The sequence below is a fragment of the Streptomyces oceani genome (assembly GCF_001751245.1).
GTDB lineage: Bacteria > Actinomycetota > Actinomycetes > Streptomycetales > Streptomycetaceae > Streptomyces > Streptomyces oceani.
Window position 1 is genome coordinate 1 of record NZ_LJGU01000154.1, and the last position, 11259, is coordinate 11259.

The window sequence follows — 11259 nt, forward strand, 5'->3', positions numbered from 1 at the left end:
CGTGCGGCCGTACCGCCGGGGCTCGGGCTGCCCGGGCCGGAACCGGGGCTGCCCGGCCCGGCCCGCTCCGGACCGGGCCGGTCCGGCAGCGACCGGCCGGTCGCTACGCGGGCAGCGAAGGGTCGTCGTCGTGGTCCTCCGGCAGCTTGCACACCCGCTCCAGGAAGATCGCCGCGGCCACCACGGCGATACCGGTCAGCAGCGAGAGCCCGGCGTACACGGCCTGTTCCCGGCGGGCAGCCGAGTCCAGGTCGTCCACCAGCAGGAAGATGCCCGTGCCGCCGTACAACCCGGCCACCAGCGCGGCCACCAGCGCGCTCGCCTGGCCGAAGACCGCCGCGCGGGCCGCCATCATCGGCTCCACGCCCTTCGCTCCCGGAGTACGCTCACGTTGGGCCTTCAGCCGCGACCGCAGGGAAAGCGCGGTCGCGAGCAGCACCGTGGCGATCACCGCCAGCACGATCGGCGCGGCCACCGGGACGGTGGGCAGCGAATCCAGCGCGTCCAACATCCTGGTGCCGGCCCAGGACAGCACCAACGCGACGGCGAAGACCCCGGCCAGCGTCCTGATTCGCAGTTGTCTCACGCGCTCCCCAACGTCAGTCGGGCATGCTCAGTTCCAGGTCCGGGCGCAGCGAGACGCCCGTGCGGTCCGTCGCCGCCAGCAGGTCGACGACCGGTCCGCGGCCCGGCACCTCGGCGGCCGGGTCCACGTCCAGCCAGGGTACGAGTACGAACGCCCGCTCGTGCGCGCGGGGATGCGGCAGAGTCAGTCCCGGATCGTCGGAGACCACGTCGGCGTACGCCACGATGTCCACGTCGATCGTGCGCGCGCCCCACGGCTCCTCCCGCACCCGCTCCAGCGCCTCCTCGACGGCCTGGCCACGCTCCAGCAGGGACGACGGCGGCAGCGTCGTCTTCACCAGCAACACCGCGTTGAGATACGCCGGCTGGCTGCTCGGATCGACCCCCCAGGGCTCGGTCTCGTACACCGGAGAGACGGCCTTGACCCGCATCCCGGGGGTGTCCGCGAGAGTGTCGACCGCGCTCTGGAGGCGGTCCATCCGGTCGCCCAGGTTGCTGCCGAGCGCGATCACCGCACGGCGGGGGTTACTCAGGGTCGTGTCGGCCGCGTCCACCTGGTGCACCACGGAGGCGGGCACCGGCTGGACGGTCGGGTCACTGTTCGGTGTCATGCGCGACTCCGCTTGATAGTGATGGTCACGTCGTCGAAGGGAACGGTGATCGGCGCCTGTGGTTTGTGGACGACCACCTCCACCTCCCGTACCGCCCGGTGTGCCAGACAGCGGTCCGCGATCCGCTGGGCCACGGTCTCGATCAGGTCCACCGGTTCGCCGGCGAGCACGGCCACGACCTCCTCGGCCACGACGCCGTAGTGCACCGTCAGCGTCAGGTCGTCCGACTCGGCGGCGGACCGGGTGTCCACGCCCAGCTCGAGATCCACGACAAAGGTCTGTCCCTCGACACGTTCCCGCTCGAACACGCCGTGATACCCGTGGGCACGCAAGCCGCGCAGCGTCACACGGTCCACACGCATCACTCCCGTAGTACTCGTCCGGGTCGCCGGTGCCCGGCTCCGCCACCGTCCGCGCCTGCCGCTGCCCGCTCTCCCCGCTTGTCTGCTGTCTGCGCTCTGGCTGTCCTCATCGAATCTACCTGCGGGAACCGAGCGCGTTTCGCCTCGGGGTCGCCCCGACGGCCTCGGGACGACCAACCCCACGACCGGTCCGTGACCAGCCGGCGACACCCGGCGGCTGGTACGACCGGGCGTGCCGGGCTCGTACGCCGGGCCCGCAGGTCTCGCGTTACCCCGCGGCAGGCTCGCCCACTCCGGATTCCCCGAACGAGCTTCACAGGGGCCTCCACCCCGCCTCGGACACCGGACGGCACGACGGAGAGCGCGTGCCGCACCCTGGCCCGGCGCGGACAGCACCCCTGGCCCGGCGCGGACAGCACCCCTGGCCCGGCGCGGGCGCCGGGCCACGCCCTACGCTGGACGCATGAGTGCCATGCGCGGCCGGGTGACCGGCCTGCCGGATCTCGACCGGTGTGCGGTGATGGGCGTGGTGAATGTCACGCCGGACTCCTTCTCCGACGGAGGCCGCTGGTTCGACCCCGAGACCGCGATCAAGCACGGGCTGGAGTTGACCGCGGAAGGTGCCGACCTGGTGGACGTGGGCGGCGAGTCCACCCGCCCCGGCGCCGCCCGCGTGGACGAGGCGGAGGAGCTGCGTCGGGTACTGCCGGTCGTACGCGGCCTGGCGGACGAGGGCGTACGGGTCAGCGTGGACACCATGCGGGCCTCGGTGGCCGAGCGGGCGGTGGCGGCGGGAGCGTTGCTGGTCAACGACGTCAGCGGCGGGCAGGCGGACCCCGAGATGGCGGCGGCAGTGGCCGCGGCGCGGGTGCCGTTCGTCGTCATGCACTGGCGCGGACAGTCGATCGACATGAACAACCGGGCCTCGTACGCCGAGGTGGTGCCCGAGGTGATCGCCGAGCTGGGTACGTCCGTGGAGCGGGCGGTGGCGGCGGGCATCGAACCGGAGCGCATCCTGGTCGACCCCGGCCTGGGCTTCGCCAAACGGGTCGAACACGACCTGGCACTGGTGGCCGCGACCTGGCGGCTGCGTACGGAGTTGGGCCGCCCGATCCTGGTCGCGGCCTCCCGGAAGCGTTTCCTGGGGCACGTGTTGACCGGCCCGGACGCCGCCGCACCACCGCCCGCGCGGGAACGGGACGCCGCCACCGCCGCGGTCACGGCGCTCTCCGCCCGGGAGGGCGCCTGGGCGGTGCGGGTGCACGAGGTACGGGCGAGCGCGGACGCGGTGCGCGTCGCGCCCGCCGTGGAGGGCGCGGGCGGTACGGCCGCGGGCACGGATGCCGACTTCGACCGTACGGACGCGGCCGCGGGCACCGCCCGTACGGACGCGAGCGAGGCAGCCGGGTGAGCGGCGCCCGTACGGACATCGAGGCGGTGGAAGCCGCGAACACCGCGCTGTACGAGGCGGTCGAGCGCGCCGATCTGGAGGCGTTGGGCGAGCTGTGGCTGGACGACGAGGTCACCGTGGTGCACCCGGGCTGGCCGGCGCTCAGCGGCCGGGACGAGGTGCTGCGCTCGTACGCGCTGATCATGGCGAACACCGAGTACGTCCAGTTCTTCCTCACCGACGTACGGATCTCGGTCCTCGGCGACACCGCGGTGGTGAGCTGCACCGAGAACATCCTCAGCGGTGGCCCGGCGGAGGCCGACGGCTCGGCCGGACCACTGGTGGGCGGGCTGGTGGTGGCCACGAACGTGTTCCGGAGGGCCGCGGACGGCTGGCGGGTGTGGTCCCATCACGGTTCACCCGTCCTCGTCGAGGGCGAGGACGAGGACGGCTCGGAAGAAGTGGGCTGAAGCACCCGCGCAGGAGCAAATTCCTGGATTCCCGGCGGGCGCACGATGTTTGGTCCACACGCTTCCCTAGATGGCGGCCAACGCGCCTATATTGGTTCGGCATTGATCGGAACAACGGCACATCAGAACGAACGCTTTCCCGCTCGGACCTGCCCTGTCCACAAGGAACTGTGAGACATGACCCCCGAAGAACCACCCCCGAGCCGTTCCACCGGCGAGCGGTCCAACACTCCGGCCAGCCACCGCGTCACGGGAACCAACTCCCGTACCGCCCTGGCCACCCTGCCCGCGGTGCTCGTCACCGCCTCGCTCTGCCTGCTCGCGGCGTCCCTGGCTCCGGAATCCGCCCGCACCGGCGTCGCCTGGGGTGGCGGGGCCGCCGCGGTGGCGCTGTGCGTGGCCGTCGCGTACGCCGCGCATCACAGGCTGGTCGCGCGGCAACTGCGCGACGCGCTCACCGAGGAGCAGATCAAGGCGGCCTCCGGCCGGGCCGCCACGCAACACTTCGCCGAGGTCACGGTGCCCGCGCTGGTGGAACGCCTGCGCGAGGGCGCCTCCGCCGAGAGCGCGCTCGCCGCGGAGCCGGCCGGCGATGAACAGCAGCGACGGACACTCCACCTGCTCGCCACCGAGATCCACCGCAGCGAGAGCGTGCGCGCCGCCGCGATGGCGGCCTGCGCGAACGCCGCGGGCCGGGTGCAGGCGATGACCACGAGCATGGCCGCCGACCTGCGGGACATGGAGCACCGGCACGCCGACCAGGACGTACTGGGCGACCTGTTGCACCTGGACCACCGCACGGCGCAGACCGGGCGGTTGGCCGACTGCATCGCGGTGCTCACCGGGGCGCGCTCCGGGCGACGTTGGGCGAAGCCGATCGTGATGGAGAGCATCCTGCGCGGCGCCATGGGGAGGATCAGCGGTTACCAGCGCATGCGACTGCACTCCACCAGCTCCGTGGCGATCGCCGGGCACGCGGCCGAGGGCGTGATGCACGCGCTGGCCGAACTGATGGACAACGCCGCGAACTTCTCCCCGCCCACCTCCGAAGTGCACGTGTACGTCGAGGAGGTGTCCGCCGGGATCGTCGTGACGATCGAGGACGGCGGTCTGGTGATGGGGGACGTGGCGCTGAAGCGGGCCGAACGCGCGGTCTCGCCGATCGACTGGGAGCTGCCCTCGCACTCCGGTACCCGGCTCGGGCTTCCCGTGGTGGGTCGTCTCGCCCGCAAGCACGGCCTGCACGTCTCCTTCCGGCCGTCCGCACACGGCGGTACGGGCGTGCTGCTGCGCGTCCCGCAGGAGCTGATCGTCCACTCGTGGCCGCAGTCGGACGCGCCGGCCGCCGGTGCCCCCACGCTGGAGGCCGTGGTGCAGCCGGCCGCCACCCCCGCTCCGGCCGCCCCGGCTCCGGCTCCGGCTCCGGCTGTTACGGAGGTACGCGTGCCGCCGGTGCCGGGAGAGGCGGCGCTCGTACCGGAGGAGGGGTCCGCCCCGGCGGACTCCGTACCGGCCGAGTCCGCCCCGGCGGGGTCCGCGGACCCGGCGGATGACCTCGCCGCGTCGTCGCCGTTCGCCGTGCCAGCGCAGCCGGGCCTCGAGGAGCGACGAACCGAAGCGGAACCGTCCCATCCGGCTGAGCGGCCCACGAAGGACCGGCAGACGCTGGCGTTCCCCGCCGTAGCGCCGGAGGCCCACGGGCAGCCTGCCGACCCGGGTGCGACGGCCGGCAGCACGGATCCGGCACCCGCCCCGACCGACACGCCCTCGGCCGAGCCGGCCCCCGAGCACAGCGGGATGGTGGAGTACGGCGAGAGCGGCCTGCCCAAGCGGCAGCGCGGCCGTACCCTGGCCGAGGCACGGCGGCCGAACAGCGCCGCGCGCGCGGCCGCGCGCGCCAACCAACCGGCCCGCGATCCCAGCCAGTCCGGGTCCCGGTTCGGGGCTTTCCGGCGCGCCGTACGGGACCCGCAGGCCGAGGGCACGGACAACACGCCACCCGCCTCGCCGGCGCAGTCACCCGCGCCCCCCACCCATGCCTCTTCACGCCCAGAGGACGACTCCGAATGATTACCGACAGCCAGCTGCGCTGGCCGCTCGAGAACCTGCTGTCGAGGACCCCGGGAGCCCGCCACGCGCTGCTGCTGTCCCGGGACGGGCTCAAGCTCGCCCGTACCCCCGAACTCACCGAGGACCAGGCGGACCAGCTGGCCGCCATCGCCGCGGGCATCCAGAGCCTGTCGCACGGCGCGTCCATCGAGTTCGGCGACGGAACCGGCGGCGTACGACAGGCGATGACCGAGTTCTACGGCGGCATCCTGTTCGTCGTGGAGGCGGGCGAGGGCGCCCACCTGGCGGTGGTGTCCGCCGACGACTCCGACGTGGGGCTGGTGGGGCACAACATGAACGAACTGGTGGAACAACTCAGCGAGCACTTCAGCGCCCCGCCACGCGAGTTCAGCGACGACGGGGCACGCCCGTGAGCGGCCCCGACCGTCCCGACCGTCCCGGACGTACTAGCCGCTCAGCCCGGGAGGAGTCGCCGGACCGGCTGTACACGGTCACCGGCGGTCGCAGCCACTCGGACCCGAAGGAGTTCGACCTCGTCACCCTGGTGGTCAGCGAGTGCTCGCCGACCATCACCATGCAGTCGGAGCACGCCGCCATCCTGCGGATCTGCCAGTCCCCGACCGCCGTGGTGGAGCTGGCCGCGGACCTGGACCTGCCGATCAGCATCGTACGCATCCTGCTCGGCGACCTCCTGTCGTCCGGACGCATCACCGCACGCCACCCCCGCTCAACGGCCACCGACACGGCCAGTTCCCTGCCCGATCCCGACGTCCTGAAGCAGGTGCTCGTTGGACTTCGCAACCTCTGAGCAGCCGGTCTCCGGAACCGCCGAGGACGGGCTGCCCGAAAGAACTCCGCTGAGCGCCTCGACCACCCAGGGGCTGAAGATCGTCGTGGTGGGCGGTTTCGGCGTGGGGAAGACCACGATGGTCTCTTCGGTGAGCGACATCCGCCCGCTGAACACCGAAGAGACCATGACGCAGGCCGGTGAGGGCATCGACGACCTCAGCGCGGTGCGGGGCAAGACCACCACGACGATCGCCTTCGACTTCGGGCGGATCAGCCTCAACGAGCGCACCGTGCTCTATCTGTTCGGCGCCCCCGGCCAGGAGCGCTTCTGGTTTCTGTGGAACCGGCTGTTCTCCGGCACGCTCGGCGCCGTCGTCCTGGTGGACACTCGACGACTGGCCGACTCGTGGTACGCCATCGACCGGCTGGAGCACCACGGCACGCCGTTCATCGTGGCCCGCAACGACTTCGGCGGGCCCGAGCACACCACGGAGCAGATACGGGACGCGCTGGACCTCCCTGAGAGCGTGCCGCTGATCAACTGCGACGCCCGGTCCCGAGAGTCCAGCAAGGAGGTGCTGATCACCCTGGTCGACTACCTCTACGCGCTGTCCGCGGGGCACGTACACCGACCGTGAATAGCCGCCGACTCACCGGGACATGATCAGGCTCATGGCCTCGGCGCGGGTTGTGGCGTCCCGCAGCTGTCCGCGTACGGCCGAGGTCATGGTCTTGGCACCGGGCTTGCGCACGCCCCGCACCGACATGCACATGTGCTCACACTCGATGATCACGATAACGCCGCGTGGCTCGAGGATCTCCAGCAGCGAGTCGGCGATCTGGGTGGTCAGCCGCTCCTGGACCTGAGGGCGGCGGGCGTACACCTCCACCAGGCGGGCCAGCTTGGAGAGCCCCGTGATCTTGCCGGTGGTGGACGGGATGTAGCCGACGTGGGCCACTCCGTGGAACGGCAGCAGATGATGTTCGCACTGGCTCACCACCTCGATGTCCCGGACCAGCACCATCTCGTCATGGCCCATGTCGAAGGTGGTCGTCAACACGTCCTCGGGACGCTGCCGCAGTCCGGCGAAGAGTTCCCGGTACGCCCGGGCGACCCGGGCCGGTGTCTCGCGCAGTCCTTCCCGGTCCGGGTCCTCTCCGACCGCGAGGAGCAGTTCCCGGATCGCGTTCTCGGCACGCTTCTCGTCGAACTCCGGTATGGCGCCCTCGGGTATGGCGCTCTCGCCGTCCAGCAGCACCGGGTCGGTCATGATTCCTCGTTCCTCGCGTGGGTTCGTGTACGCACGCCCACTCTCACCTGTCACACAGCCGCGCCCCTCAGGCTAGAACCCGAGGGGCGCGGCTGGAATTCCGGGTATGCCGGCATGCGTGCCGGGAGAGGCGGATCAGCCTTCGGGGCGCGGCTCCTCCGTCCGATCCACCGTCTCGGCGATCGGGTCCGTCGGCCCGATCTCCTTGCCCTTCTCGATCGACGGCGGGGTGGCACCGTTGGTCAGCGTGCCGGGCGGCGCGGAGACCGGGGGCCGGGTCGAGGGGGTACGCCGGGAGGAGCCCGTCCAGGCCGGACGCGCGGGGCGCTTGACGACCGTGGCGAAGACCTCGGCGATCTCCTCCTTGCCCAGGCTCTCCTTCTCCAGAAGCTCCAGGACCAGGTTGTCCAGCACGTCCCGGTTCTCCACGAGGATCTCCCACGCTTCGTTGTGCGCGGCCTCGATGAGCTTCTTGACCTCTTCGTCCACCAGTCCGGCGACCTCTTCGGAGTAGTCCCGCTGGTGACTCATCTCCTTGCCGAGGAAAGGCTCGGAACTGTCGGAACCGAACTTGATCGCGCCCAGTCGCTCGGTCATGCCGTACTGCGTGACCATGGCGCGGGCCGTCGCGGTCGCCTTCTCGATGTCGTTCTGCGCGCCGGTGGTCGGGTCATGGAAGACCAGCTCCTCCGCCGCGCGCCCGCCCATGGCGTAGGCGAGCTGATCGAGCATCTCGTTCCGCGTGGTGGAGTACTTGTCCTCGTCCGGCAGCACCATGGTGTAACCCAGGGCGCGGCCTCTGGAGAGGATCGTGATCTTGTGTACCGGGTCGGAGTTCGGCGAAGCCGCCGCCACCAGGGCATGACCGCCCTCGTGATAGGCGGTGATCTTCTTCTCCTTGTCGCTCATGATCCGGGTCCGCTTCTGCGGTCCGGCCACGACCCGGTCGATCGCCTCGTCCAGGGAGTGGTTGTCCACGAGCTTCTGGTCGCCGCGGGCGGTGAGCAGCGCCGCTTCGTTCAGCACGTTGCTCAGGTCCGCGCCGGTGAAGCCCGGGGTCCGTCGGGCGACCGCGCCCAGGTCGACGTCCTCGGCGACGGGCTTGCCCTTCTGATGGACCTCGAGGATCTCCAGCCGACCCTGCATGTCGGGGCGGTCGACCGCGACCTGGCGGTCGAACCGGCCGGGTCGCAGCAGTGCCGGGTCCAGGATGTCCGGACGGTTGGTCGCGGCGATCAGGATAACGCCGCCCTGCACGTCGAAGCCGTCCATCTCGACCAGCAGCTGGTTCAGCGTCTGCTCGCGCTCGTCGTGGCCGCCGCCCATGCCGGCGCCGCGGTGTCGACCGACGGCGTCGATCTCGTCGACGAAGACGATCGCGGGGGCGTTCTGCTTGGCCTGCTCGAAGAGGTCACGCACACGGGAGGCGCCGACACCGACGAACATCTCCACGAAGTCGGAGCCGGAGATGGAGTAGAACGGCACCCCGGCCTCCCCCGCGACGGCCCGCGCGATCAGCGTCTTGCCCGTGCCGGGCGGGCCGTACAGCAGCACGCCCTTCGGGATCTTGGCGCCGACCGCCTGGAACTTCGCCGGCTCCTGCAGGAACTCCTTGATCTCCTGGAGCTCCTCGCATGCCTCGTCCGCCCCGGCGACGTCCTTGAACGTCGTCTTCGGCGTGTCCTTGGTGATCATCTTGGCCTTGGACTTCCCGAAGTTCATCACTCGGGAGCCGCCGCCCTGCATCTGGTTCATCAGGAACAGGAAGACCACGATGATCAACACGAACGGCAGCAGCGAGAGCAGCATCCCGACGAACGGGTTCTGCTCCTGCGGCGAGATGGTGTAGCCGTCCGGAATGTCATCGCTCTGGTATTTGGCCTGTAGGTCCTCGGCGAGCTTGGTGCCCTGGTCACCGATGTAGCTCGCCTGGATCTTGTCGCTGCCCTCGACCTTTTGGCCGTCCTTCAGCTCGACCTTGATGTTCTCCTCATCACCGGTCGTCAGCTGCGCGGATTTGACCTTGTCATTGTTGATCGCCTGGACCACCTGGCCGGTGTCCACCGTCTTGTGGCCCTCGGAAGAACTCACGACCTGCATCAACACGACCACGGCGAGGACGGCCAGCACGATCCACATGACCGGCCCACGGAAGTATCGCTTCACGTCCATCCATACGGAGCGGTGCGCGCCCCGTCCCTCCTGCCATAGTGAGTTGCCTGATGACTGACTTTCGGACGGTACCCCAGCATTGTCACCCGGCGCCGCCGAGGACGGTCAACCGTCCCGCCCCTCCATGCTCCAACGGCGGGACACACGAATCCGTTCCCGGGCGCCGCGACCAAGTCCGTACCGGCTCCGACCGACGACCGCGGGCGCTCCGGAACGACCCGAGCCGTGCTCATCCGCCGTACACGTGCGGTGCGAGCGTGCCGACGAACGGCAGGTTCCGGTACTGCTCCGCGTAGTCCAGACCGTAACCGATCACGAATTCGTTCGGGATGTCGAAGCCGACCCATTTCACGTCGATCGCCACCTCGGCCGCGTCCGGCTTGCGCAGCAGCGTGCAGACGTTCAACGAGGCCGGCTCACGGGAACCGAGATTGGACAGCAGCCAGGAGAGCGTCAGCCCGGAGTCGATGATGTCCTCGACGATCAGCACGTGCCGACCCTTGATGTCGGTGTCCAGGTCCTTGAGAATCCGCACCACGCCGGATGACTGGGTTCCCGCGCCGTACGAGGACACCGCCATCCAGTCCATCGTGACCGGGGTGGACAGGCTGCGCGCGAGGTCGGCCATCACCATGACCGCCCCCTTGAGCACCCCGACCAGCAGCACTTCCCGGCCCGCGTACTCCGCGTCGATCCGGGACGCCAGCTCGGCCAACTTCGCGTCGATCTCTTCCTTGGAGACGAGCACCGACTTCAGGTCGGTGCCCATGTCTTTCTCGTCCACCCGTGCCGCTCTCGCTCGATATCAGGTCGGAACGCAGACGCTGTGACGACCAGGTCGCTAGCCCTGCCGAATGACCAGTCTGCCACCCTGCCGTCGCGCCTCGACCAGGCCGGGCAGATTGATGGCCCGCTGGCCGTGCCAGGCGGTGATCAGCCGGTCCACTTCCTCGATGTGCCGGGCGAAGAGCGAGCCGGCCGGCGCGCCCGCGGACACCACGCTGCGGCGGAGCACCCGGCGACGCACCGCGGGCGGCAGGTCGCTCAGTCGCTCGACGTCCAGCTCGTGCGGTGTGGCGGGATCGGTGCGCACGGAACGTTCCGCCTCGTCGGTCCAGGCGTCCAGCGCGTCCGCGTCGTCCCGGGAGAGCCGGGCCGTACGGGCCAGCGCCTCCACCACTCCCTTGCCGAGGGCCTTCTCCAGGGTCGGCAGGGCCTCGTGACGCACTCGGGAACGGGTGAAGGCGGGATCGGCGTTGTGCGGGTCGTCCCAGACGGGGAGGGACTGGACCAGGCAGGCGCGGCGGGTGGTGTGCCGGTCGACGGCGAGGAACGGTCGGCGGTAGCGGCTGCCCGGCCCGGACACGGCGGCCATACCGGACAACGAGCGGGTGCCGGAACCACGGGCCAGGCCGAGGAGCACGGTCTCCGCCTGATCGTCGCGGGTGTGCCCGAGCAGCACGGCGGCCGCCCCGTGGCGCTCGGCCACGGCGTCCAGCGCGGCGTACCGGGCGTCCCGGGCGGCGGCCTCCGGCCCGC

General features: G+C 70.7%; 13 protein-coding genes. 6 read left to right on the forward strand and 7 right to left on the reverse strand.

Annotated elements, in window-relative coordinates; translation table 11 throughout:
- Nucleotides 1–103: 103 nt before the first annotated feature.
- From AN216_RS24210 to folB, 3 genes are read right to left on the reverse strand one after another with little or no spacing between them, the layout of a single operon-like run.
- Nucleotides 104–586, reverse strand: coding sequence for a DUF3180 domain-containing protein (locus AN216_RS24210; RefSeq protein ID WP_070198853.1), 483 nt, complete (start codon nt 584–586; stop codon nt 104–106).
- A gap of 13 nt (nt 587–599) precedes the next feature.
- The gene (gene folK / locus AN216_RS24215; RefSeq protein ID WP_070198854.1) at nt 600–1196 is read right to left on the reverse strand and encodes a 2-amino-4-hydroxy-6-hydroxymethyldihydropteridine diphosphokinase; all 597 of its coding nucleotides are present in this window, start codon (nt 1194–1196) and stop codon (nt 600–602) included.
- Nucleotides 1193–1552 carry a dihydroneopterin aldolase gene (gene folB, locus AN216_RS24220; RefSeq protein WP_070198864.1) on the reverse strand — a complete coding sequence of 120 codons (360 nt, stop codon included), beginning with the start codon at nt 1550–1552 and terminating at the stop codon, nt 1193–1195. Before folB ends, folK begins: the two co-directional genes overlap by 4 nt.
- A gap of 469 nt (nt 1553–2021) precedes the next feature.
- Between folB and folP the strand changes: the two genes are divergently transcribed.
- The 6 genes from folP to AN216_RS24250 all read left to right on the forward strand — a co-directional run bounded on the left by folP (nt 2022) and on the right by AN216_RS24250 (nt 6915).
- On the forward strand, nt 2022–2969 hold the full coding sequence (gene folP, locus AN216_RS24225) for a dihydropteroate synthase (protein ID WP_079166944.1): 948 nt from the start codon (nt 2022–2024) through the stop codon (nt 2967–2969).
- Nucleotides 2966–3418, forward strand: a complete 453-nt coding sequence (locus AN216_RS24230; RefSeq protein WP_070198855.1) for a nuclear transport factor 2 family protein — start codon at nt 2966–2968, stop codon at nt 3416–3418. The genes folP and AN216_RS24230 overlap by 4 nt, the downstream gene beginning before the upstream one ends.
- A 177-nt stretch (nt 3419–3595) precedes the next feature.
- Nucleotides 3596–5488 (forward strand): ATP-binding protein, encoded by a 1893-nt coding sequence (locus AN216_RS24235; RefSeq protein WP_070198856.1) that lies wholly within the window; start codon nt 3596–3598, stop codon nt 5486–5488.
- On the forward strand, nt 5485–5901 hold the full coding sequence (locus tag AN216_RS28425; RefSeq protein WP_070198857.1) for a roadblock/LC7 domain-containing protein: 417 nt from the start codon (nt 5485–5487) through the stop codon (nt 5899–5901). Before AN216_RS24235 ends, AN216_RS28425 begins: the two co-directional genes overlap by 4 nt.
- Nucleotides 5898–6296, forward strand: coding sequence for a DUF742 domain-containing protein (locus AN216_RS28430; RefSeq protein ID WP_070198858.1), 399 nt, complete (start codon nt 5898–5900; stop codon nt 6294–6296). The genes AN216_RS28425 and AN216_RS28430 overlap by 4 nt, the downstream gene beginning before the upstream one ends.
- Nucleotides 6277–6915: a GTP-binding protein gene (locus AN216_RS24250; protein ID WP_070198859.1), complete on the forward strand. Its 639-nt coding sequence runs from the start codon at nt 6277–6279 to the stop codon at nt 6913–6915. The genes AN216_RS28430 and AN216_RS24250 overlap by 20 nt, the downstream gene beginning before the upstream one ends.
- A gap of 12 nt (nt 6916–6927) precedes the next feature.
- Here the strand turns inward: AN216_RS24250 and folE are convergent, their stop codons facing one another.
- The 4 genes from folE to tilS all read right to left on the reverse strand — a co-directional run.
- The gene (gene folE, locus AN216_RS24255) at nt 6928–7548 is read right to left on the reverse strand and encodes a GTP cyclohydrolase I FolE (RefSeq protein ID WP_070198860.1); all 621 of its coding nucleotides are present in this window, start codon (nt 7546–7548) and stop codon (nt 6928–6930) included.
- Nucleotides 7549–7683: 135 nt separating this feature from the next.
- Entirely contained in the window at nt 7684–9720 is a 2037-nt protein-coding gene (ftsH, locus tag AN216_RS24260) for an ATP-dependent zinc metalloprotease FtsH (RefSeq protein ID WP_070198861.1), read from the reverse strand.
- A 229-nt stretch (nt 9721–9949) separates the two neighbouring features.
- Nucleotides 9950–10489, reverse strand: coding sequence for a hypoxanthine phosphoribosyltransferase (gene hpt / locus AN216_RS24265; protein WP_070198862.1), 540 nt, complete (start codon nt 10487–10489; stop codon nt 9950–9952).
- Nucleotides 10490–10561: 72 nt separating this feature from the next.
- On the reverse strand, nt 10562–11259 hold a 698-nt coding region (gene tilS, locus AN216_RS24270; protein WP_070198863.1), incomplete at its 5' end, for a tRNA lysidine(34) synthetase TilS.

Coding starts and splice junctions, on each gene's coding strand:
- hpt (WP_070198862.1), bottom strand. CDS start 10,489: ATGGGCACCGACCTGAAGTCGGTGCTCGTCTCCAAGGAAGAGATCGAC.
- AN216_RS28425 (WP_070198857.1), top strand. CDS start 5,485: ATGATTACCGACAGCCAGCTGCGCTGGCCGCTCGAGAACCTGCTGTCG.
- folE (WP_070198860.1), bottom strand. CDS start 7,548: ATGACCGACCCGGTGCTGCTGGACGGCGAGAGCGCCATACCCGAGGGC.
- folP (WP_079166944.1), top strand. CDS start 2,022: ATGAGTGCCATGCGCGGCCGGGTGACCGGCCTGCCGGATCTCGACCGG.
- AN216_RS24235 (WP_070198856.1), top strand. CDS start 3,596: ATGACCCCCGAAGAACCACCCCCGAGCCGTTCCACCGGCGAGCGGTCC.
- folK (WP_070198854.1), bottom strand. CDS start 1,196: ATGACACCGAACAGTGACCCGACCGTCCAGCCGGTGCCCGCCTCCGTG.
- ftsH (WP_070198861.1), bottom strand. CDS start 9,720: ATGGACGTGAAGCGATACTTCCGTGGGCCGGTCATGTGGATCGTGCTG.